We start from the raw sequence: 26,909 nt of genomic DNA, 5'->3' as shown, positions 1-26,909 counted from the left end.
GCCGGTGTCCCCGTCCGGGGACACCGGCCTTGCTCATCTCCTGGCCCGCTCGATGACTTCCTCGAGCCGCAACGGGCTCGGCGGGTGATGACTCAGGCACAGCGGCGCCCGCATCCGCCGGAACCCGAACGTGTCCCCGGTGGCGTAGAACTGCCCGCGCTCCAACCGGGAGATGTCCGCGATCGTGCTTCCCTTGGCCCGCGCCATGTCCGTCGCCGCCGCGATCTGCGCCGGACTGTTCAACCGCCCGAAGAACTGCGTGGTGGCGTTGCCGGTGACCTGGTTGTGCACACCCTTCGGCGCCTGCGTGGCCAGCAACAACCCCAACCCGTACTTGCGCGCCTGCGACGCCAGCAGGATCGTGGTCTGCGTGCTGGCCGTCGCCTGGCCGGACGGCGCGATCGTCTGCGCCTCGTCCATGACCATCAGCCCGCCGAGCGGCCGGTCGACGGCCGGGTTCTGCTTGATCCAGGCGAACACCTCCAGCTGCAACTGGCTGATGAACCCCTGCCGTTGCTCGTCGGACGGCAGTCCCACGAAGCTGATCACCGAGATCCGTGCCCTCCTGCCCTCGGCGGGCCTGAGCAACATCCCCGGATCCGTCGGTTCGCCCTGGCCCGCGAGCAACGGGTCGTTGACCATCGCGGCCCTCAACGTCTCCGCCAGATCAGCCGCCGTGGCCGCCGCGGACTGGAGCGCGCTCACCCCGTCCGGCAACTCCGCCAGCAGGTCCACGAACCCGGTCAGGTCCCGCCTGTCGTTGCGCGCGTAGTACCTCAGCGCCTCCTTGAGCACGGCCCGTCCCCTCACGGCGAACTTCGTGCCGTTCGCGATCCGCGCGTGTGGCAGCAACCGGGCGACGGCGGCTTCGATCGCGGCCCCGAACTCGTCCTCGTCCCCGCGCACCGACGCGAAGTCCGGCAACGGGTGGAAGCTCAACGGCCGTCCACTGGCCCGCCCCGGCGTCCACACGACGACTTCGGTGTGCGCCAGGTACTCGGCGGCCCTGGCCTCGTCGCCCGCCCGCCACTCCCCCGGCGGTTCCGGCCAGGCATCGCCGAGCCGCGCCAGGTCGTTGTTGGGGTCCAGCACGATCGACGAAACCCCGTGCAACGCGCATTCCTCCACGATCCGGCGCAACAGGACGGTCTTCCCGCTACCGGATCCGGCGAACACGATCGCGTGCTTGCGCAACGACTCCAGCTCGATCCGGATCTCCCCGTCCATCCCGAGCACGATCTCACCGCTGTGCGCCTTCTCCGGCTTCGGCTGCGCCTTCTCCTGCTTCGGCTTCGGCGGCGGCCGCGTCTCCTGGTGCCCGCTCCTCGTGCCACTCCGCGCCGGATCCGGCAGGATCACCTGCAGGAACGTGGTGCTGCTGGCCGGTTTCCGCGCCACGAGCCACGCGAGCAGCTGGTGCGACTGCGACGACCACATCTCCTTGAGCGCGGTGAAGGTGCGCAGGTCGTCGTCGGACACGTCGATGCTCCTGCCGCCGCGCTTCTCGAACTCCGCGACCTCACCCCTGGTCTTCGCGCCGGTCCAGCCCTTGGAACCGTTGCGGATCAGCACGAGGTGCCGGCCGCGCCCGTCCTCCGCCGCCGCCCGCGCGTCCCGCAGCCTGCGCAGCACCCGGTTGCCGTGGCTGCTCGCGATGAGCCGGAAGACCCAGCGCTCCTCGACGTCGCGTTCCTCGTCCACGGTGTGCCGCAGGCTCGCGTGCAGGCTCTTGTCCTCGGACTGCGGCTCGGGGTGCCACGCGAGGTCGTCGTTGCCGATCTCCGTGACCCACGACCTCAGCCCGGCCAGCAGCAACGCCGGCATCACGTCGTCCTCGTTGTGCGGCCGGACGTCCGCGGCGGCGAGCGCGGCCTTCTCCCGCAACCGCGCGAACCTGGCGTCGAGCTCGGAGAGGTAGTCCTCCTCCGGCCCCGCCTGCCGTGCGGGTGCCGACGTCTCCTGCTCCTGCGACTCCTGGAACGAGCGGAGCTCCCGGATCTCGCCGTGCAGGCAGGCTTCCGCGTGGGAGTGGACCCGCTTGAGCAGCGTGCGCGGCGTCTCCGCCTGCCAGTCGTCGCCGAACGCCTCCGCCGCCACCGGCCACGTCGGATGGGGAGGCGTGATCCCGTGGCTGCCGTAGATCACCGCGAGCCACTTCTCGACCAGCGTCCTGGCGATCGCGGGGTCCATGATCGCGCCGAGGATCGGCGTGGTGGTGAACCGGTCGCCGACGGTGTCGCTCGCGGCCATGCCCAGCTTCTTCCACGTGGTGGGCAGGCAGGCCACGATCGTCAGCGTCCGCCGGGTGATCTCGCGCAGCTGCATCAACCCGTCCGAGATCAGCGCGAGCTCCCGCGCCTCCTCCTGGCTGATCTCGTCCTCGATGAGGTCCTGGGTCTTGTTGACCACGGTGTCGAGCTGGTCGATCGCGACCACGCACGGCCCCGTCAGCGCGAGGACGCGGGAGATGTCCCGCACGAGGTGCTGTGCCGGCTTCGACCTCGCCGACAGGCCCCACTCCCGGCGCTCCTCCGCCCCGTCGTCGAGCCCTTCGAGGTAGGTCCGGCCGATCGCCGTGTGACTCGACGCGTACAACACCAACGCCCGGATCACGTCCTCGCACTCACTCGCGATGCGTGCGTCCACCTTCCGCAACCCGGCGACGAGCGAACGCAGGTGCGCCGGCGTGAGCTCGGCTTCGTTCAGGATCGCCCGAGTGTCCTCATCGGACACGTCGGCACCCCGGCACAGCTGCCGCAGCAACACGATCAGCTGGAGCTCACCGCTGTCGTCGGCCCTGAGCAGCTCGCTGCGCATGGCGTCGGCGACGTCCTCCCAGAACATCACCGCCGAGGTGACCTCGATCAGGAAGAAGTAGCCACCGGTCTCCTGCACCATGCTGCGCACGGTGCCGAGCAGGTGCGTCTTCCCGACGCCCTTGCGCCCCTGCAGGACCAGCCCGATGGGGTTGGACCCCCTGCTGTCCCTGGCGTCCGCGATCGCGGTCCGGATGCGGTGCTCCGCCCTGGTGTGCAACCCGTCGACGTGCGAAGGCGACCTGCGCCAGACGTCGTCCGGTGTCTCGGCGGAGTTGAAGCGCAACGCGGCCAGCGCCTCCCGCAGCTGCGCGGTCATGACTCCTCCATCGCCACGAGGTGCAGATCCTCACTACCGACCCGCAACGCCGCGGCGCGGTCCTCGGCGGTGAGCACCTTCGTGTTGGACTCGGGCGCCAGGTGAACGGTCCCGGTCTTCATCATCTTCACCAGCACGTCGTCGACCTGGCCCTTCTCCGCGCCGTTGAGCCGGGGCCGGATGCGCGCCAGCCGGATCCAGTCCTGCGGCTCGACGGCCAGCTCCTCGTAGACGGACCGGATCAACGACTCCAGGTCCCGTGACCGGATCACCTGGACGAGCGTGCCGTTGGCCTCGTGGTGGAGGATGAACTTCCTCAGCAGCGCGAAGCCGGCGCGTGCGTGCGAAGGCGTCCTCGGTGGCAGCTCCCCCTGCGAAAGGTCCTTCAGGCACCGGGCGATGCCCTCGTCGGTGATCTCGTGCACCATCGGCTTGACGGCTTCGTCCGTCCGGATCAAGCCGGCCCTGTTCAACCTGCCACGGCTGGGCTTCGTGAGCCTCACCTGGTCGTTCAGCTCAGTGTTGAGCATCTTGCGGTTCTCGAGCATCAACACCATCAGTGCCGCGAGCTCAGGGGCACCCAACTTCTCCGGCATCACGCCGCCTCTCTCAGTCGGTGAACGCGTTCAGTCGTCGATCGATCCGGGCGAGCAGCTCACCCACAGCAGCTCGCAGTTCGGCCGGCATCGCTGCCTGGGCGCCGTCGCCGTGCGCCTTGCTGATGAGCGCGAGATCAGCCGAGTGGTCGTGCAGCAGCAACATGTCGCCGCCGTCGAGCGCCGCCGTCATGCCGCGCACGGTCTCCTGGGCGAGCACGAACCGGCCGGCGTACGGCATCTCCTCCGGCAGACCGCGCAACGCGGCCGCGGCGGCCATCAACGCTTCCTGGTTCGGTTCGTGGTCGGAAGTTCCGTGGATGAGGGCTTGGAGCTGCCGTGCGACGAGTTCGGGGCGCTCGCCCAGCTCCAGGTGCCGGAGGTTGCGCAGGAAGCCGGGAAGCTGGTCCCTGTCGGTGTTCCTGGACAGCACGCAGAACAACTGCCGCTGGCCACCTTCCGGCCCGATCGCGTGCCGCAGGAAGCGCTCCGCCTCGGTGATCTGCCACCGGCTCACTTCCCCGTCCACCAGGAGGCACAGGTGTTCCGCCGGTTCCCCCGCCTGTTCCAGCATCATCGGGTCACCGGAGACCGACCGTTCGGCCCGCACGCCGAGCGCGTTCAGTTCGGCGATGAGGTGTTCCGTGGCCCTCAACAACGTCCGGGGGCTGGAGACCAGCAGGTCGAGGTCGAAGTCCCGGTGGTGGTTGCGCGCGGCGGCGACGTAGGCGTCACGGTTGTCCTGCAGCACATCTGTCCGGTCGAACCCCTGCGCGATCACGGCCGCGATGGTCTCCAGCGCGTACGAGATCTGGTCGGGCGAAGGGACGAGCTCGTCCAGCACCGGCAGCTGTTCGCCGAAACTCCAGTAGGACACGTACGGCACCGTGAGGTGCCGCAGCATCAGGTCTTCAGGAACGCTTTTGACCAACCAGTTCTCGAACAGCGGGGCGACCGCCCGCGCGCACTTGCGCTGCCACCGCTCCGCGCGCTCGTACTCCACCCGGTTGTCCAGTCGCGACAGCACGGGCAGCACGACGTGCCGGGGCCGGTCGTAGGGCATCCGGTCTCTCGCGTCGTCGGCGCGCCGGGCGATGTCCACGACCTCGTCGAGGTTCTGGTCGTTCGCGGTGAAGACGACGACCAGGCGGTCCGGCAGATGAGCCGTGCAGATGCTCGCGATGTCGGAGATGCCCGTCCTGCTGTCGATCAGGACGAAGTCGTGTTCGGCGGTCCAGATCTCGCGGCACACCTCGAGGAAGGTCGCGAACCCCCGCTCGTACAGGTCCTCCCAGTCGATCGACTGCATCCGGCCCATGTAGCCGCGGTCCATCTTCCCCGCGGCCAGCAACGCGAGCGAGCCGTTGCCTTCGACGTCGACCTTCAGAATGTGCGGGTCAGGTCGCTTCGCGCCCGCGAGGAAGTCGTGCGCGAGATCGATCACGCCACCTTGTGGCGCTTCCGGCAGAACCGGCGCGAAGTAGTGGTGCAGGCCGGGAGCTTCGAGGTCCCAGTCGATCGTCAGCACCCGATAACCCCATCGGGCGAGCAGCACCGCGATGCTGGCCATGGTGAAACTGCGTCCGACGCCGCCCTTGTACGAGTAGAAGGTGATGACGGGCCCAGCCATGGTCAGAACCTCGGTATCTGCGGTGGCGGCATGAGCGGAGGTTCCGGCGGATCGACGTCAGGCCAGTCCGGCCGCCACGGAGGCGCCTGCTTGGCGAGCTCGACGAGATCGGCCGCCAGTTCGTTGACCCGCGTGTGGAATCGGAGGTATTTCCTGCTCTGCTGGTACACCGGGTCCGGGTGGGCGACATCCTTGAAATTCACCCACGATCGTTCCTTTTCCTCGGGAGGAAAGTTGTCGGAGTCGGAGTAGAGGATGGGGTAGATCAACCCCTGGGAGACTTCCCGGCTGGCGAGGCCCAGCGCGTCCTCCCTGGCCCGCATGCTCTTCTGCTCGGCCATGCACCAGCGCGACCCGTAGTACTGCGGGGTCAGCAGCTGGATCATGATCTTGCTGTGGCGCAGCGCGTCCCGCAGGTTCGACGGCCAGTGCACACCGCGCTCCATCGACCGGTCGACGTACACCGTCGGAGTGGGCGCGTATTGGTCAGCCAAACATTCCTTGAGCTTGTCGAGGAAGTGGTTCAGCAGCCATCTCTGCACGCTGCCATATCGGCAGTAGCTGATGAAGAAGTCGTACTTGTAGCCGGACACAACGCACAACGGTAGAGGCGGCACCCACGTCGATAAAAGACAAAAAAGTGGGCATTTTCGGCCGTTCCGACCATTAAATGGACAAAAACAGGGCGGCCGGCGCGTTCACACCCGGAACAGCAGGAAGCCCTCGATCATGGTCGATCGAGGGCTTCCTGGAGCGAGTGGACGATACTGGGATTGAACCAGTGACCCCTACCGTGTCAAGGTAGTGCTCTCCCGCTGAGCTAATCGTCCGAGCGGATGACGAGACTCGAACTCGCGACCCTCACCTTGGCAAGGTGATGCGCTACCAACTGCGCTACATCCGCGTCGCGCCCCGGTTTCCCGCGGCGCGAGAGGAACTTTATCCGACGGTCCCCCGAAGTTCCAAATCGGCAGATCTCGCCCCCGCAAGCCGCCGAGGGCCACCCCAGGACCTCGACGAAGCGCACGGGGAGTCCTGAGCGAAGCCCATCGAGGACTCCCGGGGGTGAAGCCCCCGAGCGAGGGTTCCGGAGCGAAGCCAGCCGGGATCCGGGGCGGCGAAGCCCGCCAACGGGGGTCCGGGGGCGGAGCCCGCCGGGCGGGGTCTGGGGGTTGCACCCCCAGAAAACACAACGGAGCGAGCAGGTTCGCGCATTCCGCGAACACAACTCGCCCCGAGCGACGTGGACGATACTGGGATTGAACCAGTGACCCCTACCGTGTCAAGGTAGTGCTCTCCCGCTGAGCTAATCGTCCGAGGCGGAGACGGGAATCGAACCCGTGTACAGGGCTTTGCAGGCCCTTGCCTAAGCCACTCGGCCACTCCGCCAGGAGCATGGATCCACGGCGAGAACGCCGAGGAACCACAGAGCGGATGACGAGACTCGAACTCGCGACCCTCACCTTGGCAAGGTGATGCGCTACCAACTGCGCTACATCCGCGTACATCACCGCGTTCGTGATGTTGAAACAACCTTATACGAGGGGGTCAAGCCGGTTTCACCGGGGGTGCCCGCTTCGCCATCGCGGGCCCCCTACCTCCGGTTTTTCAGCTCAGGTCGTTCGAGATGAGGTGCGTGAGCGCCTCGTCGACGTTGACCCAGAGGTGCTCGTTGCCGGGCACGACGACGTCGTAGGTCCGGTCGAGGAAGTCGGCGAGTTCCTGGGCGGACGCCTCGAACATGGCGTGGCCGGACGGCGAGCTCAGCTCGATCACGACGACCTCGGGGTCGTCGGCGGCGGGGCGGATCCGGACGTCACCGTCGCCGGCGTCGGCGATGAGACCGTCTGCGAGCAGGTCGCGGGCGTACACCCACTCGACCCAACCGGCGCGGCCGGTGCGGAACGCGGCGACGACCGCGTATGGGTCCTTTGTGTCGTATCGCAGCTCCACCTGAACCGGGACCGCGGGGGTCCTCGGCGCCAGCAGGTCGAAGACCGCTGTCGAGCGGAGCGTCACGTGATCGTTGCGCATCGTCGTTACCCTCTTCTCCCTTCCCGGTCAATCAAACGACCGAGCACCTTAGTTGTGACGTGCATGTGGCGAGGAACGCTCGCGAATCGGGCCCAGATCACCCCAACGGGTCAGCTCGATTGCGCACGGCGACCGTTTGCACGCGCTCCGTGTCCTCCTCGCTCGTTAGCCCGCGTCCAGCGACTCCCATCTTGCTGGGTCTAACCTGAACCCGGTACCGGCTGTTGCGCGAATGTTGGACGTGAGGACATCTCTGGTGGCTGACTCGCCCGGCCCACCCGTCGCGTCACGCGACGGCCGGCCGACCGATTACGACCTCGTGCAAAGGCTCGCACAGGGCGACCGGTCGGCGTTCGGTGAGCTGTACGACAGGTACGGCACACCGGCATATTCGCTGGCCAGGCGCATCTGCGTTGATCCGGAGCTGGCCGAGGACGTCGTCCAGGAAGCCTTCCTCGCACTCTGGCGGCATCCCGCCAGGTTCGACCCCACCCGCGGAAGTTTCGGCACCTGGTTGATGACTTTGGTGCACCACCGCGCGGTGGATGCCGTACGTAAGGGGAACACTCAACGTCGTCGGACTGTTCCCCTGACCGACGATGTCTCACCTCCGGCCGAAGGCTCCGATCACGCAGCGTTGGTCAGCGTGGTGAGCGCCGAGGTCAGAGCAGCCCTGCACACGCTGCCCGAAGAACAGCGCCAAGTCATCGCGCTCGCCTATCTCGGCGGCTACACGCAGTGCGAAGTGGCCAAGCTGACAGGCGTCCCGCTCGGGACTGTGAAATCACGCACCTTCGCGGCAATAAGACGTCTAAGAGGGACGTTGGGGAACTTGTGGGCCGGCGAGACCGGCGAAACGACAGGAGCTCACCGGTGAACGGCGACCTGTGCGCTAACGAGGAGCTCGCCGTCGGCTGGGCGATGCACTCCTTGGAGCCGGACGAGGAAGCACTGGTCCGCGACCACCTGCCGACCTGCCCCGCGTGCCAGCGCACGGTGCGGTCGACGCAGGAGGTGCTCGCGGGCATCGGCGGCGCCGTCCGCCAGGAACAGCCACCGCCCCGCCTGCGCGCGAAGCTGATGGACCAGATCGAACACACCCCGCAGGAAGCATCACCCCCGCAAGCCCCGCGCCACGAGGCCCCGACCCCGCTGCGCCCAAGCAACCGCCGCCGCACCGGCCGCATCCTGCTGGCCGCCGCGGCGGCAGCGGCAGTCCTGGCCGGCGCCGGCTACCTCGGCGTGCGCGTGAACCAGCTCTCCGACGAGGTGACGGCAGCACAAACGCGCACCGACGAGCTGAACAAGGCCCTGTCCCTGGCCGCCGACCCGAGCACGAACAGGGCGGTCCTGCGCACCGGTTCGGGCGACGAGGTGGCCATCGTCCTGTCCAACCCGAACTCCGCGGCAGTGCTGCCGACGAACCTGAAACCGAACGACTCGGGCCATATTTACGTAGTCTGGGGTGCGAGCACGAAAGCGCCGGTACCGTTGGCGGTGTTCGACGTGCGCGCAGGCTCGACCGACCCGCAACTGCTGGCCTGGTCCGCTGACGCGCACAAACACACGACCTTCGCGGTGTCGCTGGAACCAGGCCGCCAAGCGCCGCCGAACCCCTCGGAGGTGCTGGCGGGCGGTGAGGTTGCACCCGCCTGAGTCTCAACAGGATGATCGGCACATGACGAAGCCCGACGTGAAGCCCGAAGTGCACAAGGGCTGGCGCCACTGGTTCCACCGCAACCCGGCGCTGAACATGGCCTACCGCATCGGTGTGGGCGTGATCGGCGGCCTCGTGCTGATCGCGGGCATCGTCATGATCCCGTACCCCGGCCCAGGCTGGGTGGTGGTCTTCGCGGGCCTGGCGATCCTCGCCACGGAGTTCGAGTGGGCGGGCCGAGCCCTGAGGTTCGCCAAGCGCTACTACGACCGCTGGGTCGAGTGGCTCAGGCGCCAGCCGTACTGGGTCCGCGGCCTCGTAATGGCCGGCGTCTGCGCCATCGTGCTCGTCACCTGCTACTTCCTCAACGTGTTCGCGCTGGTCGGCGGCTGGTTCGGCATCGAGTGGAGCTGGTTGCGGAGCCCGATTTTTGGTTCTCGTTGATGATGTTGTAGGCTATGGCCACACCGCGAGAGCGGGACAGCACCACAACAGAACACGGGCGTTTAGCTCAGCGGGAGAGCGCTTCGTTCACACCGAAGAGGTCACTGGTTCGATCCCAGTATCGCCCACAGTGTGTTTTATCAGGTCACCGGGCTGGCAGACGATCTTTGTCTGCCAGCCCGGTGCGTTGCGTGGGAGCAAAAGTCCTCCCGCAACTCGTGAGATCTGCTAGAAGGCTTGTGACCAGTTCCGCGAAATCGCAGGTCAGCGAACTGCGGTCGATTGAACCGCCAGTGACCACTTCGCCACCACATAAGTGTTCACCACACCTTGTCTCTGCCTTCCATGGTCCACGGCTACGCAGCATCCGCAGCGCCATACGCGCCGGAGTTACGTCCATGCAGCTCAAGCAGCCTGGCCGTATCGTGATGACTCCCTCAATACGGTGGCATCGATCATGACCGAGCGTTCGACCGGACTGGGGTTCGGCTGTTGGACTACGCTCACATCGGCGTCAACGCCCACATTTGACTCCGCCTACAACGCCAAGCTATCGATGCCTTGGTAACGCCCTCGGCGCCCACGACGACGATCCTGACGACCCACCAGCCACAGCCGTCGTCCGCTGACGATGCCATAAGCGTTGCCGTCAAACACCACAGAGCCCTCATCGACATCACTGTCGATGAGGGCTCGTGCACAGTTTTCCGCGTTCTGAATCCTCAGCCGAGATGGTGTTTTTTCCAACGAACCCTAGTTCATCAAGACTGCCACGCATCCTTCTCACTGAAGCGTCCACTCGCCCAATGAAATTGGGCGGATCCCAGCCTTCATCATCGAGAACATCGCATTGCGATCTTCCCCATATCGATAGACCGATGAATCGAACCCTGCATAGAACCTTCCATCGCTTCCCGAGTACACGGTCAGATGAAAGCTGTCCACGCCGACCGGGAATAGGGGGATGTCAGCCACCTCTGCGCATCGGCGAGCCACGTCTGCATCACGGGCGGTGCCGACTGCGGACGGATCAAATTCGTCCAACTCGATATCCGCTCCCCCGCGATAACGAGGGCTGGAAGATGGTCGATCCTTAGGCCGAGATATTCACCTAAGTACTTCCTCGCCTCCTCATGACAGGCGAAGCCGACACGCTCCAGATAAGCCACGATGGTATCCGTCTCACGGCGAAAACCAGCCGCCTCCCAGCCATGCGAGCTGAGGAATTTCTCTAGCTCCGAATCTTGCACTTTTCACCTCGATAGGTCTACCGCTCACGCCGAACAAGAACGCTCTGACAGGATAGGCGGGACTGAAAACACACGAGCGGCTCTGGCTCGTAGTCGGTGGTGACGTGGAGTGGCCGGCCGTCAGGGCAGAAGGATGCGGTGGCGGAGAAGGTTGAATCCGGCGCGTCCGTGCATCTGTCTCATGATTCTCTTGGTGCGGGTGTTGACGCCTTCGGTGCGGCCGTTGTGGTAGGGCAGGGTGACGGCACTGTCCACAGCGGACCGGTCGATCTCGATGCCGTTGGTGAGATCGTGTAGATGTGGCAGATCGACGGCGCGAGCCTGCGCGATCCACTCGGTGAGCTTCACGTCGTCGCCCTCGGCCGGTGTCAGCAGTACGGCGAAGCCGCGTATCAGACTGGCGAGTGCGGTCATCTCTAAACAGGCTGCGGTGATTTTCTCCAGCAGGGTCGTGTCCTTCGAGCGCAGGTTCTCAGGTTTGGTGAGCAGGAGGCGGCTGGCGTGACGGGTTCGCGGCGCAGCGTCTTGACCCAGCGTTCCATGATCGCGTTCATGCAGGGCACCCGGACGCCGGTCAGGATCGTCGCGATCCCGGCACCGCCGAGGATCTCGTCGATCAGTGCGGGGTATTTGCCGTCGCGAGCACGGATGAGAAACCTGACTCGTGCGAGGTTGCCGGCTGAGGTTCCCCCGATAACTCGGAGGGTTTGGTATGCCCGGGTTATCTGGAGGTAGATTCTTGGATTCTTAGGTATGCCACTCAGGATCGGTCAGCGCCGTCTCCAGGCCGATCCAGTCGGCGCCCTCGTCGGGTCGACGTGCTCGGCGATCTCCCTGGTGGTGAGTGAGGACGAGTTCGTTCTTGGCCCGGAAGATGGCCACGAAGAACTCGGACAGCGCGGCCTCGCCCCGGAAGAACTGCTCTTCGGCGGCGAGCACCACGACCTTTTCGAACTCCATCCCCTTGCGTTTGTGGATCGTGAGGATCCGCACGGCATCGAGCTCGGACAGGCGTTTGAGGGACTTGATCGGGTCACCATCGAATGCGACTTCCTCGCCGAACGCGTCGAGCGCTTTCTCGAACGCCTCGTCGAGCTGGTGGCTGCGCTGGTAGCCGGACGACAGCGCGGTCAGCACAAGGCGCGAGACCAGCTCCAGGAACGCGTAGATCCAGTCGTGCGTGCCGAGACGCCGAACCCGGTACCGATGTCGGCGAGACTCCCGCACCCCCTTGCACCCGGTTCTCATGGCGTGGCGAGCGCCTCTGTCGGGGAGAGGCGTGCGGCGCGGACCGCGGGGTACAGCCCGGCGAGGCCGCCGATCACCAGTGTGGCCGCCGCACCGCCCACGACCGCCCACAGTGGGATGACCGTCGGCCAGGTGCGGTAGGCCGCGTAGACCGCGGTGACGCCCGCGCCCAGCACCGCGCCGCCGGTGCCCCCCAGTGCGGACAACAGCAGCGACTCCGCCAGGAACTGGGTGCGCACCTGTCCGCGGGTGGCACCGAGGGAGCGGCGCAGCCCGATCTCCGCGCGCCGTTCGAGCACCGAGATCACCATGGTGTTCGCCACGCCGACGCCGCCGACGAGCAACGCCACCGCGCCGAGACCGAGTAGCAGCCCGGTGAACGCCTCATCCGCGGCCTGCTGTGCGGCCAGAGCGTCGGAGGGGCGGGACACCTCGACCTCGTTGGGCGCCTCGGGGTTGGCGGTCGCACCGAGGACGCTGCTCACCGACTCGACAGCGGACTCCGCCGAGCGGGTGTAGATCGAGGTGGGGCGGCCGTCGAAGCCGAGGGAGGTCTCCGCGACCGGCCAGCCGACCAGTGCCGCGTTGTCCAGCTCGGGTGCGAGCGGCGCGGGGGCCAAGACGCCGATCACGGTGAACCACCGGTCGCCGACCAGCACCTGGGTGTCCAAGCCGAGGTGCCCGATCCCGAGGCGTTCCGCCGCGGTCGCGCCGAGGACGGTCGCCGGGTAGCGGTTCGTCGCCTCGTTGAGCCAGGTACCGCTGTGCAGCCGGGCACCTGTGGTGTCCGGCAGGTCGACGCGGGCGGCGTAGGCAGCGATGCCGTTGGTCTGCGCCTGGGGGATCCGGTCGGTGCGGTACACCTTCGCGTTCCCGATCCGCCCGACGGCCGACACGGACTCGACGGGACCTATCCGCGCCACCATCGCCTCAGCCGTCTCCGGGAGGCGCGCGGCCTCGCCGGTGAACGTGGAACCCGGTGACACGGTCAGCAGGTTCGTGCCCAGCGCGGCGAGTGTCCGGTCCAGTTCGGCGCGGCTGGAGGAGGATATCCCGACCACCGACACCATCGCGGCGATCCCGATCGCGATGCCGAGTGCCGACAGGAACGCCCGCAACGGCCGGGTCCGCAGGCCGACCGCCCCGACCTTGACCACGTCGCCGAGCCGCATCCGCGCCGGTTTCAGCGTCCTCGGCACAGCCCGCGTCACGCCGGCACCCCCGCCCTGGTGGAGGTGTCCGCGACCACGCGGCCGTCGCGCATCGACACCTGGCGGGGCAGCGACGCGGCGATGTCCCGGTCGTGAGTGATGATCACGACGGTCGTGCCCGCGGCGTGGAGGTCCCGCATCAGCGCCATCACACCCGCGCCCGACGCGGAGTCGAGCGCGCCGGTCGGCTCGTCGGCCAGCAGCAGCGGCGGCTCGCCCGCGACGGCCCTGGCGATCGCCACCCGCTGGCGTTCTCCGCCGGACAGCTCGTGCGGTCGGTGGACCATGCGGTGGCCGAGTCCGACCCGCTCCAGGGCGGTGGCGGCGCGCCTGCGCCGCTCGCCGATCCGCATCCCGCTGTACAGCAGACCGTCAGCGACGTTGTCCAGCGCCGGCACGCCCGCGGCGAGGTGGAACTGCTGGAACACGAACCCGATCCGGCTCGCGCGCAGCGCGGACAGCTGGGAGTCGGACAGCCGGGACACGTCGTGCCCGTCGATCGACACCCGGCCGGACGACGGGCGGTCGAGCGTGCCGAGCACGTTGAGCATGGTTGACTTGCCGGAGCCGGACGGGCCGACGATCGCGACCAGCTCACCGCGGTCGATGCGCAGGGACACCCCGCCGAGCGCGACCACGTCGGCGTAGACCCTGGTGACGTCCTCGAGCACGATCACTTCGCCACCCCCACGGTCATGCCCTCCTCGATCCCCGCACCGGAGATCTCCACCAGCCCGTCGGCGAACAGGCCGGTCTCGACCGGCACGTATCGGCTGCGGTTCCCCTCCACCACCTCGACGCCGTAGCCGCCCTCCCGCAGAGCGAGCAGCGCGGCCACGGGTACGACCAGCACGTCCGCGCGTTCCTCGGCGGTGAACGTGACGTCCACCGAGGCCAGCGCGTAGGCCGCGACCGCCTTCTGGTCGGCGAGCCCCACGACCACCTCGACCTTGGTGGTGGGTTCCTGGCCCTGCGCGGTGGCCGGCGCGATCATCGTGGACACGCGTTCGACCTTTCCGGCGGTGGTGGTGCCGTCGGGCAGCGTGATCTCGACCGCCGCGTCCTTCGCCGCGACCCGCTGGTCGGCGGCCTCCAGTTCGACGGTCACCGCCTTCGCCGTCCCCGAGTAGGTCAGCACGGTGTCACCCGGCCGCACCGGGCGGCTCGCGCCCGCCGCGACGCTGCCGACGCGCACGTCACCTGGCGCGAACACGACCCGCCCGAGCTCGACCACGCCGGTCGCCGCCAGCCCGAGGCCGGCCTGCCACTGCCCGACGGCGGCGCCGGTCGACGCGGTGAACTGCTCGTCCACGGTGAACCCGGTGTGGCCGAGTGCGGCGAGGTTCTCCTCCAGCTGCCGGACGTCCGTGCCCTCGGTGCCCACCGAAAGGGGCCGGTACGCGGGCATCGCCCCGTGCATGAGCACCACCGGCAGGCCGTCCACCGCGTACAGGGCCTTGCCGCGGGCCACGACGGTGCCGCCGTCTGGCACCGACGTGAGCGTGCCGGACAGGCGGCTCACCGCGGTGGTGTCCGTGCCGTAGCCCAGTTCGCCGTCTGCGGTCTGGCGGTCGTGGAGGGTCTGCCGGGTCACCGTGGCCCGGCCGGGTGGCAGGTCGGGGGCTTTGTCATCGGCCGTGCTCGTCCGCGGCCTGCCGACCAGGACGAACGCCGCCACGGCACCCGCGGCGAGCACGATGACGAGGACGCCGGCGGCCAGGCGGCGCCGTCGCCGGTCGGTCGCCGGCGCGGCCCTGACCGCACCGGTGTCGTCGGTACCCGCCAGCAGCGTGGAATTCGGCGGACCCCCGGGTACATGAAGAGGACTTTCGCTCGGGGTGTGCCCGACCCTGTGATCGGTCATCACCTGCCCCCGGCGGACGCGAGCTTGTCCTGGCAGGCCTGCTGGGCGGTCTGGAAGTCGGGGTCCTGGCCCACGTCTCTGGTGATCTTGATCCCGGGGTTGCCCGGCTCGGGGTCGGGGAACGCTTCCACGCCGTTGTCCCGCATGCACTGCGCGAACTCACGGACCGCCGCCTCCCGCTGCGGATCCGCCTGGCCGGTGCCGTTCTTCTGCGGGTTGTACTCGCGGCAGGCCTCCATCGCGGTCTGAACGGTCTCCTGCGAGGTTCCCGGTCCGATCTTCAGCTGGATGCCCTTGCCTGGTTCCGGGTCGTCCATGGGGACGCCGTTCTCGCGCATGCACTGCGCGAACTTCAGGCCCATCTCGTCGCGCTCCTGCCGGCTGCCCTCCTCGTCCTCCTGGGCGGCCGAGCTGGTGCCGCCCGCGGAGGCGACATCGCTGACGGGCTGCTCGTCGGCGGTGCAGCCGGTCAGGGCGAGCGCGCACAACAGCGGCAGCGCCACCAGGGTCGAGCGGGTTGGTAGTCGCACGGGTGCTTCTCCTCGTTCGTCGTGCCGGAACGGGAGGCGATGCAACGCGATGGGTGGTTTCCCGGCTGTTTGCGCCCGCGCTAACCGGGAGGAAACACGGTGGTCGGCCATCATGCGGGTATGCGGGTGCTGGTGGTCGAGGACGAGCCGATGCTCGCCGAGGCGATCGCGGAATGGCTGCGCGAGGAGGCGCACGCGGTCGACGTCGCGCTGGACGGGGCGGCGGCTCTGGAACGGCTGGCTGTCCACGACTACGACGTCGTGGTGCTCGACCGGGACTTGCCGCTGGTGCACGGCGACGACGTGTGCCGCTCGCTGGTCGATTCGCCAGGGTCGACCAGGGTGCTGATGCTCACCGCGGCCGCTGAGATCACCGACCGGGTCGACGGGCTGCGGCTCGGCGCGGACGATTACCTCACCAAACCGTTCGCGTTCCCGGAACTTGCCGCCCGGATCCACTCGCTCGGCAGGCGCTGCAGGCCCGCCGCCCCGCCGCTGCTGCGCCGCTCCGGCATCACGCTCGACCCCGCACGTCGCCAGGTGTTCCGGGACGGGCGGTACGTCCCGCTGTCGAAGAAGGAGTTCGCGGTCCTCAACGAGTTGCTGCGCGCGGACGGTGCTGCGGTCTCCACCGAGTTTCTTCTGGAGAAGGCGTGGGACGAGCACATCGACCCGTTCACCGGGGTCGTCCGGCTGACGGTGCTGAAGCTGCGCCGCAAGCTCGGCGACCCGCCGGTGGTGGAGACCGTCACCGGCGTCGGTTACCGCATCCCGTGAGGATCACGCTGCGGACCCGGCTGACCCTCATCTACGGTGGCCTGTTCCTGGTCGCCGGAGTGGCGCTGCTCGCGGTCACCTACTTGCTGCTGGGGCAGCAGATCGACCGCACCAGTCCCAAGACCCTGACCAGCGACCCCGGTCGCACCCGGCAGGCCGAGGCAGGCGGGTCCGGCCCCAGACAGGTGTTCGTCATCACCGCCGGCGGCGACCGGCTCTCCGGCGCCGACGCCGAGCGGTGGGTGGACGAGCAGTCGGCCGCGCTGAGGGACGCGACCACCACCTCGATGCTCACCCAGGGCGCCATCGCGCTCGGCGCAGTCGTCACGGTGGCTGCCGGTCTCGGCTGGCTGGTCACCGGCCGGGTCCTCGCGCCGCTGCGCCGGGTCACTGACACCGCCCGGCGGATCGCGGCCGCACCCGGCACCAACCCCGGCCTGGCGGAACGCATCAGCCTGCGCGGCCCGGACGACGAGGTCAAGGAACTCGCCGACACCTTCGACACGATGGTGGCGCGGCTCGACCAGTCCTTCCACGGCCAGCGCAGGTTCGTCGCCAACGCCTCGCACGAGCTGCGCACCCCGCTCACGCTGGGCCGGTCGCTGGTCGAGGTCGCCATGCACCGCAGGTCGGCATCCCCGGACGTCAAGGCACTCGGGGCGCGACTGCTGGAGATCAACTCCCGGCACGAGCAGCTGATCAGCGGGCTGCTGCTGCTCGCGAAGTCCGACCACGAACTCGATGCGCGCTTCCCGGTCGACCTCGCCGACCTGGTCGGCCACGTCGTCGAGCAGACCGCGGCCGAGGCGGCGGCTGCGGGAGTCACGGTGCACGAGGACGCAGGGGAGGCACCGGTCTCCGGCGACGCGTTGCTGCTCGAACGGCTGGTGCACAACCTCGTCGAGAACGCCGTCCGGTACAACACGGGCCAGGGCGGTTGGGTCCAGGTGACCAGTCGCACCGTGGGCGGCCGGGCCGAGCTGGTCGTCGAGAACACCGGACCCGCGATACCGGCCGACGCGGTCCCGGCCCTGTTCGAGCCGTTCCGCCGGCACGCCACCGACCGCCTCGTCACGGCGAAGGGTGTCGGCCTCGGCCTGTCGATCGTCCGCTCCGTCGCCAGTGCCCACGGCGGTACCGCCACCGCCCGTGCCCGCCGAGGCGGCGGCCTGATGGTCACCGTGTCACTGCCTGCCACCTGATGCCACGGGAGGAGCAGGACCTTACCGGCGGCATGCCCGCCCTATCGGCCTCGACGGGCCCGCCGCCTGCCTCAACCGCTGCTCCGCGAAGGCGAAGGTGGCCGGCTCCCAGTGGTGGCCGTCGAGGCGGGTTCATGCGCGTACGCGCATGAACCCGTGGTCCTGCGGCGACCCACCCGATGCCGGCGCCCGATCGCCGCCTCGTCCACCTCAGCCCGGCGTCCCACGTCTCACCGCGAAGACCGCGTCGCTGACCTCGCTGGTGCGGCGGTCCAGACCAAGGACGCGCCTCCCTCCAGCATCCCGCATAGGGCGTTTCTTCCTCGTTACGCCACTCGGTAACAGCCACGCAACCATGCGGTGCGTACTCCTGTGATCATGACCAATCACTCACGGCGCACCGTGCTCGGGCTCTTGGGTGCCGCCCCCGCCGCCGTCGCGGGCATGTTGTCGGCAGGCACTGCGGCGCGGGCCGACTCCCCTGTTTCGGCCGACCCGTCACTAGCGGACAGGATCGCCGAGATCACCGGCCGGACCCCGTTCAGCGGCTCCCGATGGGGCATGCGATTCCAGCCGGTCGGAGGCGATCCTGTTTACGCGCTGAACTCGACGCAGCAGTTCGTCGCGGGCTCGGCGTTCAAGGTGTTCATCGCGGGCTCCGCCTTCTCCGCGCTCGGCCCGGACCACCGGTTCCGCACGACTGTTCACCGCACGGGTCCGGTGGTCCGTGGCGTCCTCACCGGGGATCTGGTGCTGGTGGCGGGCGGAGACCTGTTGCTGGGACCGCGGATCCGGCCGGATGGCACGCTGGCGCTGCCCGCGCCGGACCACACCTATGGCAGCGCGACCGAACTGGTGCCGGGGGACCCGCTCCAGCAGTTGCGATACCTGGCCCGGCAGGTGGCCCGTCGCGGGATCCGGCGCGTCGAGGGCCAAGTGCTCGTCGACGCATCGCTGTTCCGTCAGGGCAGCGCCCAGATCGCGACCGGGGGTATCGTGATTCCCGTCTCGCCCATGGTGATCAACGACAACATCATCGACGTGGTGGTGACCCCTGCTACCCAGGCAGGCACCCCCGGCGGACTGCGGATCTCACCGGACATCGCATACCTGGCCATCCTCAACGAGACCACGACGGTCGCCGATCCCGTGCGGCGGTTCAGGTTCACCGAGGTCGCCATGGCGCAGGACGGCACACGAACGGTGCGACTCACCGGTGACGTGGGGCTCGGTGGCCGGCCGGTCGTGGCCCCGTACCACCTGCCCGACCCGGTGCGCTTCGCCGAGATCGCCTTCAACCACGCACTGCGCGAGGCCGGCGTCGACGTGTCGGTGCGGCGGCGCACCTCGGGCAACGGTGGCCGGGCACCGGTGGCCGAGTACGTCTCCCCGCCGCTGACCGAGCAGGCAAAGGTCATGCTCAAGGTCAGCTCCAACCCGCACACCGCCTACTGGCCTTACCTGGTCGGCGCGATCGCCGGACACGACCGTGAGACGCCGAAGGCCACCGGCGACCGCTACCAGCGGGAGATCTTCGAGCGCGCCGGCGTCGACCCCGACGAGGGAGCGGACGATCGGTACACGTCGGACTTCTTCGTCCAGTTCCTCACCTACATGTCCCGGCAGCGGTACTTCACCTCATACCGCAACGCCCTCCCGATCATGGGCCGGGACGGGACGATCGGCCACGTTCTGCCGGACTCGCCCGCCGCAGGCCGGGTCTTCGCGAAGACGGGCACGACCATCCAGCCCACGGGCCTCAACAAGGCACTCGCCGGCTACCTCATGCTGCCCGACGGCAGGCTGGTGGTTTTCGCCCAGTTCATGACCAAGCCCGTCAGCTCGAACGGCGAGGCGATGGCGCTCTACCCCGAGGTCGAGACAGCGCAGGGCGAGATCCTCAACGCCGTCTACGAATCACTCACCCGCTGAGGAGACAACCATGTCCACTGTCCGATCACGACGGTCGGTACTCGGCCTGCTCGGTTCCGTACCGGTCGGTGTGCTCGTCACGGCAGGCGCCGCGGACGCGGCGGACGAGCAGAGCACCACGCCGCGCGACCTGCTGCCTGGTGGGCGCTTCGACCGGTTCGTCGCCGAACGCGCGGCGGCAGGCGAGTTCTCCGGCACCGTCCTGGTGGCCAACAAGGGCAAGCCCGTGCTCACCAGGTCTTACGGCATGGCTGACGAGAGCCGCGGCGTTGCCAACAGCACGAACACGAGCTTCGACCTGGCGTCGATGACCAAGCAGTTCACCGGTGTGTCAATCGCGCGACTCGTCCAGGACGGCAAACTCGCCTTCCACGAACAGCTGGGTACCTACCTCGACGGGTTCCCCGCCGACGTCGCGAAGGTCACCATCCACCAACTGCTCACCCACACGTCGGGCGCCGGTAGGCCCAGCCGGACGAACGAGCGACCCCCGGGTGAGCACGAGTGGGACAGCGAAGACGATGTCTGGCAGGGCATGCTGTCCTACCTACGTACGCTGCCGCTGCGGTTCACCCCGGGGACCCAGTGGGGCTACAGCAACGACGGCTACTTCATCCTCGGCGCGATCGTAACCGCGATATCGGGGTTGTCGTACTACGACTACGTGCGCCGACACGTGTTCGAGCGGGCAGGCCTGACCGACACCGACTTCTACACCAGGCCGGTGGTCATCAGCGACCGAAGCATCGCCCACGGGTACGTGAGCCAACCTTCCGGCGAGCGAAGGGACATCACGACCACTCCCTTCCTGCCCTACATCGGAAGTCCTTACCACGGCGCGTTCGCCTCGGCGCCCGACCTGCTCCGCTTCACGAATGCCCTACACGGCAACAAGCTGCTCACTCCGGCGTTCACCAGGGTTGTCACCGGCGGCAAATACGCGATGAGTCCCGCAGACCGGCCGGCAGAGGACGGCCAGACGCAGTTCTACGGGTATGGTCACGCCGAGGCGGTGACCACGAAACTCCGCGTCGTCGGCCACTCCGGCAGCGGTCCCGGCCGGGCGACCAACCTGGACGTGTTCCCCGACGCCGGCTGGGTGGTGGTGGTCCTCACCAACTACGACACCAGCGTCGAGCCGATCGTGGCACTGGGGCGGCAGTTGGTCGCCTCGGCTTGATGGTCATGCGGCCCCATAGAAGTTCAGCAACCGTTGCATGCCCTCCGGACTGGCGTCACCGGCGGCATTCGCGACGACGCGATCGGCTGCTTCCAGCCCTCCGGCGACTGGGTGTGGTTGGAGGACCAGTTCGCCAACAACATGCCGGTCGGCGTGGTTGGGCTACTCGGGCCCCGGCGAGTCCCGCCGGGGCGCGGTCTTCAACGACCGCGGCACGGACTCGGGAATGACCAACCTCAACAAGAACTTCCACGAAGGTGGGACCTTCACCTTCGAGGTCTGCGAGGTGGACATCCCCAACAACAGGGTCAAGACGCAGACCTGCAGCAATCCCGCCAGCGTGACCACCTGACCACACCGCGGGCAGCGAGGCGGCGGACCTGACCTACGCGGCCAGGTCCGCCGTCGACTCCCGGAGATGGATGTCACCAAAACGATCTCCAGTGACCGCATCCGGCTGTTCTCGTTGAGGGGTGGACGTCCGCCTCGCTCAGCTTCCGCGGGGCGTCGTGACCGGCCAACACCTCGAACGGCATCGCGCTCAGGACGCCCGTCACGCGGGTACCAGTCGAGGAAGTCCTCGTCGGCCCATAACCCGTTCAGCCGATCCTTCACCCACATCGCGGTCGCACCGCGCGGGTTACTCGCACGCGCAACCCCGCGCTGTCAGAGACGGAACCTGCTCCCCGAAACGGACACGAACGGACAACGGGCACCTCGGCAACATGATCGACCTTGAACAAACATCTCCGAGCAGACAACCTGAGCGCGTCGATCGTCGGACGGGCCTCTGTATCGTTGCGTTAAACGTTTCGAGCGCGTGCCCCGTGACGAAGTTTTGGGCTGCATGGGAGCAGGCTCTGGGAGCAAATGGGGAGCAACGCAGAGCGCAGAACGCACCCAAACAGCTCTCAACGAACCTGCACAGGACCATGCCGACCTGCAGGAGTGCAGTTTTAGCAGGTCAGCGCGGTCTCATGGCCATAGTTCACACCGAAGAGGTCACTGGTTCGATCCCAGTATCGCCCACACAACCCGAAAGCCTCTGACCTGCGAAGGTCGGGGGCTTTCGGGTTTCTCGGGCACGTGCGGACCCCTCGTTTCGGGGCTTCGGTGGTAAAAGTGGTAGCAAACCGGCGTCGGTGCACGTCAGACCAACCCCTTCGCCGAGGGCGGCAGGAGCAGACCCAATCACTGCCTCGGCGGCGTCGCGATCAAGATCCTCGGTGTCCGCAGCTATCTGATATTTCGGTCAGATACCGCGGAATGAGTTCGATGGCGGCATGTGGGCGGGTCTGGTTCCGTGGCGCAGCTTGTGGTCACTTTGAAGGGCGCGTCAGCACTCGGGGAAGCCTGGGCGGTGACGTCGCTGAGTTGGCTGACGGCCTCGGCGAGTTCATAACCGATCTCCGGTTGGGTCCACAGATGTCGCAGAGCGATGGACAGGTCCGAGGCCGTGTGAAGCCTTCTGGGCGTCCATTGTGGGGTGAGCGTCACCGCTGTGCGCGCCCAGGCTCGCGAGCAGGTGCAGCCCGTCCTCGGCGGGGCCGCCGGGGGCCGCGGACAGCACGAGCAGCTCCATACCTGACTCGTCCGGTAGCGCGAAGTTCTCGTGGTGCAGTTCCAGCAGTCCGACCAGCGGGTGCCGGTACGTCTTGCGTCCATGTGCCCTGGCGCGCACGTCCGCGCGGGCCCAGAGGCGGCGGAAGCGTTCGCTGCCCATCGCCAGCTCGCCGATGAGCGAGGCCAGGCGGGGGTCCTCTGGATACTTGCCCGCGGCCAGGCGCAGGTGTCCGACCACGTCGAGGGTGCAGTTCTCCCAGTCCGCGTAGAGGCCGCGCTCGGCCTCCTCGAGGAAGATGTGCCTGGCGGTGTTCAGGCCTGGTATCGGCCGGCCGTAGAGGAGTCCGGCGAGGCGGTTCCCGGCGAGCACGTCCAAGCGGTGATCCATGATCAGTGCGGGTGCGTCGGTGACCAGGTCGAGGACGCGCAGCAGCTCCGGCCGGACCCGCCCGCCCGGCGCCTTCGCTCTGCGGCGCCGCTGCCGGGCGAGCCGGTAGAGGTGCCCGCGTTCGGTCTCGTCGAGGCCGAGGACGCGGGCGAGCGCGTCGAGGACCTGTTCGGAGGGCTGGGTCGCGCGGCCCTGCTCCAAGCGTACGTAGTAGTCAACGCTGACTCCGGACAGATGTGCGACCTCTTCCCGGCGCAGCCCCTCGACGCGGCGGTGCCTGTCGGCGGGAATGCCGACGGCCGCCGGGTCGACCCGGGAACGCCGGGTCCGCAGGAAGCCCGCAAGATCGTCCATCCCCCCAGTATGGCCTCGGTGGTGCCCGTGAAGGTGGTCCTGCCGGTACCAGGAAGTCCCGTCCGATGGAAGAAGCACCCCTGAACGCCGGGCGCCGCGGCGCCCAGGATCGAAGGCACCCGATCCGAAGGAGTTCCCATGAAGACGCTGATCGTCTACGCCCACCCGGAGCCGAGGTCGCTCAACGGCTCGCTGAAGGATCTCGCGGTGTCCACATTGGAGACCGCCGGGCACGAGGTGCGGGTGAGCGATCTGTACGCGATGAACTGGAAGGCGGTCGTGGACGCCGCGGACTACGGCCCCGATGCCTCAAGTCCGCTGAAGGTCGCCCTGGACTCTGGCCGGGCGTTCGACGCAGGGACGCTCACCCCGGACGTCCTCGCTGAGCAGCAGAAGCTGCTGTGGGCCGACACGATCATCTTCCAGTTCCCGCTGTGGTGGTACACGATGCCCGCGATCCTGAAAGGCTGGGTCGACCGGGTGTTCACCTACCACTTCGCGTACGGCGTCGGCGAGCACAGCGACACCAGGTACGGCGAGCGCTTCGGCGAGGGCACCCTCGCGGGCAGGAAGGCTCTGCTGTCGGTGACCGCCGGTGGTCCGGAGTCGCATTACGCCGCTCGCGGGATCAACGGCCCCATCGACGATCTGCTGTTCCCGATCCATCACGGCATCCTCTACTACCCCGGCATCGAGGCGCTGCCGCCGTTCGTGCTGTACGGCGTCGACCGGATGACCGGCGAGGACTACGCGGACGTCGCCAAGGCCTGGGAGCAGCGCCTGCTCACCCTGGAGTCGACCGAGCCGATCGCATTCCGGCGGCAGAACTTCGGTGACTACGAGATCCCCTCGCTGCACCTGAAGGAGGGACTGGAGCCCGCGGGCCGCACGGGTTTCGGGCTACACGTGCGCGGCTGACCGCCGGCCACGTAGCGAGAGTTCCGAACCCAGGATCGGCGTCGGGTCCCGATGCGCAAAGAGGGTCGCGGGGGCCACCTGCACGCCCACCTCCCCGACGCACTCCACCTCGCCGCCTGACTGTCACAACGGATCGGTCACGGCGTGAACCGCGAGAACGTTGGTGCACTCTGAGCAACCATGCGACTCTTCGTGCTGGCACGCTGGCTGCTCACCCTGCTCACCCTGCTCGGTGGACTCGGGGCGGTGTTGGCTGGGCCGGGCGTGGCGAACGCCTGTGCGTGCGGAGCGGCGATCGCCGACGAGCTGACGCCGGTGCGGGAGACCGCGCTGGTCGAGCTGGACGGCCCGACCGAGCACGTCACGGTGAACATCACCGCCGAGACCACGTCGGACTCGGTGGCGTTCCTCATGCCGGTGCCGAGCCGGGCCGAGTTCGCCATCGCCGACGCTGCGTTGTTCACCGACCTGGACGAGGTGAGCCGGCCCAGGGTCGAGTACCGCGAGAAGGAGATCGACGGCAACGGAGCCGGAGGCGTCGAGGCACCAGGCGGGGAGGTCACGGTCGTCGACCACGTCGAGGTCGGGCCCTACGAGCTGGCCCAGCTAAGCGGCACCGACAACCGCGCGGTCAGCGACTGGCTCACCGCCAAGGACTTCGCCCTGCCCCCTGACCTCGCCAGGCACCTCGGCCCGTACCTGGCCGAGGGCTGGCTGGTCATCGCGGTGCACCTGCGGCCGGAGGCGGCGGAGAAGACCTTCGACGACGGGTTGCCGCCGATGCGGATCAGCTTCGCCACCGACGAGCCGGTCTACCCGATGCGGTTGTCGGCTGCCGCCAAGCGCAGCCAACCGCTGCGGCTGTACGTGCTCGCCGACCACAGGATGGACGTCACCGACCCCACCCCCGGCGACAGCGATCCCGACCTGACCTTCGCCGGCTGGCTGACGCCCGACGAACTCGACGAGCATCCGGAGCTGGCGAAGCTGGTGACCGAGCGCCGGTTCCTGACCCGCTACGACGCGCGGGTCGACCCGGAGGAGGTCACCGACGACATCCACCTCACCCAGGCGGCCGTGGACGAGACGTACCGGGCGGTGGTGGTCCAGACGCGGTACGTCCGAGGCCCGTCCACCGCCGAGGTGACACTGGTGGCGCTGGGCGGTGTCGGGCTCGCGGTCGGGGCGGTCATCCTGGTTCGGCGGCGTCGGCAACGCCGGTGAGGGCCCCGGTAGCTCACGGGTGACCGAGGGGCGCGGGGACGCTACGCCGGAACTTGGCGTCGTGGTGGCCCTTGGTCTTCTTGCCCGCGTCGTAACCGGCGCTCGCGGTGGGAACGGTGTCGGCGCCCCGCACTGTTCGGGAGTCCCACGATCGCGGCGGTGCGTAGTGGAACCCATCGGTGTCAGCCGGGTGTGATGCCGTAGTGCTCGCGTACCTCACGGATCTTCGGCACGGCCGGGAACCCGGCCGCCCCCGCTCCGACGACGATCGACCTGTCCTCGTTCCGGTATTCCTGCGGCGTCGACCACCAGGGGTTCGAGGCGCGGCTCGGCGGCGAACGCCCGCAACAGCGCGTCCATCACGCGAACCGCCGCCTCCCGCGACGAGGCCCGGAGGACCACCCTGCCCTGCTGCCAGCCGCCACCGAACTCACCGGACCCGCGGTGTCGCCGGCTCTTGGTGCCTGTCAGCATAGCTGTCACCCGTGAACGTCCTGGGTTGCGTCAGCGCCGTCTGTCCATTGTAGAGTCGGGGACGATGCGGTTCGGTTCGGTGACTCGTGTCCGCGAACGCGACCGGCTGGTGCGGCGGGGTGGGATTCAGGACACCGGCGGGTCAGTGCGAGAAGAGTGTCGTCCTTGGCCGCTGGTACTCAGGTTGTGGCGCCCGGCTCGCCGCCGAAGAAGCCTGCCGCTGCCAGCCTGTGGAGCTGGAACAGTTGGCTCATGCGGCCATCGCCGTCACCAGGGACGCCACTGCCCGTACCGCACAGGTACTGCCGTGGCTCATGGCAGAACGTGTGAAACACCCGATCCCGTCAGTCCGATTCGGACTCCTCGGCATAATGAGTGTCTGTGCGGCGTCGGTCGGGGGCCAGGTCGCACAGCCGTGACCATCAGACTCGGGGGGCACCAGCATGACCGTCGCCGGCCGTAACAGGCCTCCGACTCCGTTGGAGATCGCCAGGCAGCACGTCGAACGCGAGTTCGGCCCGAAGATCGCGAAACGGCTCGACACGCACAAGGACGGGACTTTCTACATCTCTGCGGGTGGTTGGGCGAAGTTGTCGTCCTGGTTCGTGGACGTCGTCGTCGTTGTGCTCTGTGCGTTTGGCGGCGCCGTCGCGTTGGCGGTCGCCAAACCCGAGACCCCCAGTTCCACAGTGGGGTTGACCGCGCTTGGTCTGCTGGTCGGCGTGCCGGTGCTCTACGGCTTCTTCTACGGCAACGGCCGCGTGCTCGGCGGGATGCTCACCGGGACCCGGCTCGTCCGCGTCAAGAACGGTCAACGGATCGGCGCCGGGGCCTGCTGGGCCATGGTCGTGCGCATCGTGCTGTTCCCCCTGCTGCTCGTCCTGTTGCTCGCGGCCGTGGTATCGGGCGGGTTTGGTTCGGGCCCTCCCGGCGATCTCACGAGGACCAGCATCGACGACGAAGCCACCCGGCGACTACACGCCGCCGGGTTCTTGAGCCTCAACGCGCCCGGCTCGGTGCACCAACACCGATAGCGGCGCCCGCCGGGTCACACCCAGGCCACGTCGGAGACAACCGCAGCGGACGACGTCGTTGATGAGCAGGTAATAGACGATCATCCGTGTTCTCCTTCCGATCAGGGTCGGTGAGAGTCGAGTGTGACCAGGGTGCCGGTGGCGTCGAGTTCTTGGCGCAGCAGGGTGTTGTCGTGGTGAAGGGCCGCGATCGCGGTGGCGGCGGCGTCCGACTGGCGTCGGAGGTCGGTGCGTTCACGGGTCCGCTCGGCCCGGAAACGCCGG

Annotated in this window: 24 protein-coding genes, 6 tRNA genes and 1 pseudogene; 12 read left to right on the top strand and 19 right to left on the bottom strand. The window is 68.1% G+C overall.

All coding sequences use genetic code 11. The features are described 5' to 3' along the window. Nucleotides 1-33 precede the first annotated feature (33 nt). The 10 genes from ACRSBM_RS09120 to ACRSBM_RS09075 form a co-directional block, all read right to left on the bottom strand. A complete protein-coding gene (locus tag ACRSBM_RS09120; protein WP_434441815.1) occupies nt 34-3,135 on the bottom strand; it encodes an ATP-binding protein in 3,102 nt (1,033 codons plus the stop codon). Beyond that, a complete protein-coding gene (locus ACRSBM_RS09115) occupies nt 3,132-3,731 on the bottom strand; it encodes a hypothetical protein (protein ID WP_434441813.1) in 600 nt (199 codons plus the stop codon). The genes ACRSBM_RS09120 and ACRSBM_RS09115 overlap by 4 nt, the downstream gene beginning before the upstream one ends. Nucleotides 3,732-3,744: 13 nt before the next feature. Further along, nucleotides 3,745-5,361: a tyrosine-protein kinase family protein gene (locus ACRSBM_RS09110; RefSeq protein WP_434441810.1), complete on the bottom strand. Its 1,617-nt coding sequence runs from the start codon at nt 5,359-5,361 to the stop codon at nt 3,745-3,747. Nucleotides 5,362-5,363: 2 nt separating this feature from the next. Beyond that, nucleotides 5,364-5,954: a TIR domain-containing protein gene (locus tag ACRSBM_RS09105; RefSeq protein WP_434441808.1), complete on the bottom strand. Its 591-nt coding sequence runs from the start codon at nt 5,952-5,954 to the stop codon at nt 5,364-5,366. Between the two features lie 165 nt (nt 5,955-6,119). Next, a tRNA-Val gene (locus ACRSBM_RS09100) sits at nt 6,120-6,191 on the bottom strand. 1 nt (nt 6,192) lies between these two features. Further along, nucleotides 6,193-6,265 (bottom strand) — tRNA-Gly (locus ACRSBM_RS09095). A 340-nt stretch (nt 6,266-6,605) separates the two neighbouring features. After that, a tRNA-Val gene (locus ACRSBM_RS09090) sits at nt 6,606-6,677 on the bottom strand. Between the two features lies 1 nt (nt 6,678). Further along, nucleotides 6,679-6,750, bottom strand: a tRNA-Cys gene (locus tag ACRSBM_RS09085). Between the two features lie 40 nt (nt 6,751-6,790). Next, nucleotides 6,791-6,863: transfer RNA gene (locus ACRSBM_RS09080), tRNA-Gly, on the bottom strand. Nucleotides 6,864-6,969: 106 nt separating this feature from the next. Further along, nucleotides 6,970-7,395 (bottom strand): SsgA family sporulation/cell division regulator, encoded by a 426-nt coding sequence (locus ACRSBM_RS09075; RefSeq protein ID WP_030477975.1) that lies wholly within the window; start codon nt 7,393-7,395, stop codon nt 6,970-6,972. A gap of 256 nt (nt 7,396-7,651) precedes the next feature. On the opposite strand from ACRSBM_RS09075, the gene ACRSBM_RS09070 reads away from it, so the two are divergent. The 4 genes from ACRSBM_RS09070 to ACRSBM_RS09055 all read left to right on the top strand — a co-directional run bounded on the left by ACRSBM_RS09070 (nt 7,652) and on the right by ACRSBM_RS09055 (nt 9,624). After that, nucleotides 7,652-8,272, top strand: a complete 621-nt coding sequence (locus ACRSBM_RS09070; RefSeq protein ID WP_434441804.1) for an RNA polymerase sigma factor — start codon at nt 7,652-7,654, stop codon at nt 8,270-8,272. After that, the gene (locus tag ACRSBM_RS09065; protein ID WP_434441803.1) at nt 8,269-9,051 is read left to right on the top strand and encodes an anti-sigma factor domain-containing protein; all 783 of its coding nucleotides are present in this window, start codon (nt 8,269-8,271) and stop codon (nt 9,049-9,051) included. Before ACRSBM_RS09070 ends, ACRSBM_RS09065 begins: the two co-directional genes overlap by 4 nt. A 22-nt stretch (nt 9,052-9,073) precedes the next feature. Continuing rightward, the gene (locus ACRSBM_RS09060; protein WP_434441801.1) at nt 9,074-9,496 is read left to right on the top strand and encodes a TIGR02611 family protein; all 423 of its coding nucleotides are present in this window, start codon (nt 9,074-9,076) and stop codon (nt 9,494-9,496) included. A 56-nt stretch (nt 9,497-9,552) separates the two neighbouring features. Next, nucleotides 9,553-9,624: transfer RNA gene (locus ACRSBM_RS09055), tRNA-Val, on the top strand. A 798-nt stretch (nt 9,625-10,422) separates the two neighbouring features. Here the strand turns inward: ACRSBM_RS09055 and ACRSBM_RS09050 are convergent. From ACRSBM_RS09050 to ACRSBM_RS09020, 7 genes and pseudogenes are all read right to left on the bottom strand, one after another. Further along, complete coding sequence (locus ACRSBM_RS09050; protein WP_434441799.1) at nt 10,423-10,746, bottom strand: hypothetical protein; 324 nt, start codon at nt 10,744-10,746, stop codon at nt 10,423-10,425. Between the two features lie 120 nt (nt 10,747-10,866). Further along, a pseudogene (locus ACRSBM_RS09045) lies at nt 10,867-11,253 on the bottom strand (transposase); the annotation flags it as partial. A gap of 240 nt (nt 11,254-11,493) precedes the next feature. Next, nucleotides 11,494-11,883: a 3'-5' exonuclease gene (locus ACRSBM_RS09040; protein WP_434441798.1), complete on the bottom strand. Its 390-nt coding sequence runs from the start codon at nt 11,881-11,883 to the stop codon at nt 11,494-11,496. 107 nt (nt 11,884-11,990) lie between these two features. After that, entirely contained in the window at nt 11,991-13,166 is a 1,176-nt protein-coding gene (locus ACRSBM_RS09035) for an ABC transporter permease (protein ID WP_434453024.1), read from the bottom strand. A gap of 35 nt (nt 13,167-13,201) precedes the next feature. Beyond that, on the bottom strand, nt 13,202-13,882 hold the full coding sequence (locus ACRSBM_RS09030) for an ABC transporter ATP-binding protein (RefSeq protein ID WP_434441795.1): 681 nt from the start codon (nt 13,880-13,882) through the stop codon (nt 13,202-13,204). After that, a complete protein-coding gene (locus ACRSBM_RS09025; protein WP_434441792.1) occupies nt 13,879-15,069 on the bottom strand; it encodes a peptidoglycan-binding protein in 1,191 nt (396 codons plus the stop codon). Before ACRSBM_RS09025 ends, ACRSBM_RS09030 begins: the two co-directional genes overlap by 4 nt. Further along, on the bottom strand, nt 15,069-15,599 hold the full coding sequence (locus ACRSBM_RS09020) for a hypothetical protein (RefSeq protein ID WP_434441790.1): 531 nt from the start codon (nt 15,597-15,599) through the stop codon (nt 15,069-15,071). Before ACRSBM_RS09020 ends, ACRSBM_RS09025 begins: the two co-directional genes overlap by 1 nt. A gap of 120 nt (nt 15,600-15,719) precedes the next feature. Here ACRSBM_RS09020 and ACRSBM_RS09015 point away from each other — a divergent pair, with 120 nt between their 5' ends. The 5 genes from ACRSBM_RS09015 to ACRSBM_RS08995 all read left to right on the top strand — a co-directional run bounded on the left by ACRSBM_RS09015 (nt 15,720) and on the right by ACRSBM_RS08995 (nt 21,042). Further along, nucleotides 15,720-16,376 carry a response regulator transcription factor gene (locus ACRSBM_RS09015; protein WP_434441789.1) on the top strand — a complete coding sequence of 219 codons (657 nt, stop codon included), beginning with the start codon at nt 15,720-15,722 and terminating at the stop codon, nt 16,374-16,376. Further along, nucleotides 16,373-17,578, top strand: a complete 1,206-nt coding sequence (locus tag ACRSBM_RS09010) for a sensor histidine kinase (protein WP_434441786.1) — start codon at nt 16,373-16,375, stop codon at nt 17,576-17,578. Before ACRSBM_RS09015 ends, ACRSBM_RS09010 begins: the two co-directional genes overlap by 4 nt. Nucleotides 17,579-17,956: 378 nt before the next feature. Beyond that, nucleotides 17,957-19,510: a D-alanyl-D-alanine carboxypeptidase/D-alanyl-D-alanine endopeptidase gene (dacB, locus tag ACRSBM_RS09005; protein WP_434441784.1), complete on the top strand. Its 1,554-nt coding sequence runs from the start codon at nt 17,957-17,959 to the stop codon at nt 19,508-19,510. 10 nt (nt 19,511-19,520) lie between these two features. Further along, a complete protein-coding gene (locus tag ACRSBM_RS09000) occupies nt 19,521-20,690 on the top strand; it encodes a serine hydrolase domain-containing protein (protein ID WP_434441779.1) in 1,170 nt (389 codons plus the stop codon). A gap of 157 nt (nt 20,691-20,847) precedes the next feature. Further along, nucleotides 20,848-21,042 (top strand): hypothetical protein, encoded by a 195-nt coding sequence (locus ACRSBM_RS08995; protein WP_434441777.1) that lies wholly within the window; start codon nt 20,848-20,850, stop codon nt 21,040-21,042. A 1,044-nt stretch (nt 21,043-22,086) separates the two neighbouring features. Here the strand turns inward: ACRSBM_RS08995 and ACRSBM_RS08990 are convergent. After that, complete coding sequence (locus ACRSBM_RS08990; protein ID WP_434441775.1) at nt 22,087-22,995, bottom strand: helix-turn-helix transcriptional regulator; 909 nt, start codon at nt 22,993-22,995, stop codon at nt 22,087-22,089. A gap of 138 nt (nt 22,996-23,133) precedes the next feature. On the opposite strand from ACRSBM_RS08990, the gene ACRSBM_RS08985 reads away from it, so the two are divergent. Together ACRSBM_RS08985 and ACRSBM_RS08980 are read left to right on the top strand one after the other, a co-directional pair. After that, complete coding sequence (locus ACRSBM_RS08985; protein WP_434441773.1) at nt 23,134-23,913, top strand: NAD(P)H-dependent oxidoreductase; 780 nt, start codon at nt 23,134-23,136, stop codon at nt 23,911-23,913. Nucleotides 23,914-24,093: 180 nt separating this feature from the next. Further along, nucleotides 24,094-25,137: a DUF2330 domain-containing protein gene (locus tag ACRSBM_RS08980; protein ID WP_434441770.1), complete on the top strand. Its 1,044-nt coding sequence runs from the start codon at nt 24,094-24,096 to the stop codon at nt 25,135-25,137. A 216-nt stretch (nt 25,138-25,353) separates the two neighbouring features. Here ACRSBM_RS08980 and ACRSBM_RS08975 read toward each other — a convergent pair whose 3' ends face one another. Then, on the bottom strand, nt 25,354-25,611 hold the full coding sequence (locus tag ACRSBM_RS08975; RefSeq protein ID WP_434441767.1) for a hypothetical protein: 258 nt from the start codon (nt 25,609-25,611) through the stop codon (nt 25,354-25,356). 443 nt (nt 25,612-26,054) lie between these two features. On the opposite strand from ACRSBM_RS08975, the gene ACRSBM_RS08970 reads away from it, so the two are divergent. After that, nucleotides 26,055-26,645: a hypothetical protein gene (locus tag ACRSBM_RS08970; protein ID WP_434441764.1), complete on the top strand. Its 591-nt coding sequence runs from the start codon at nt 26,055-26,057 to the stop codon at nt 26,643-26,645. The last annotated feature ends 264 nt before the right edge of the window (nt 26,646-26,909 follow it).

Origin of the sequence: Lentzea xerophila, from assembly GCF_051094245.1 — a bacterium.
Taxonomy (GTDB): Bacteria; Actinomycetota; Actinomycetes; order Mycobacteriales; family Pseudonocardiaceae; genus Lentzea; species Lentzea xerophila.
This window is presented reverse-complemented; position numbering and strand designations above follow the sequence as displayed.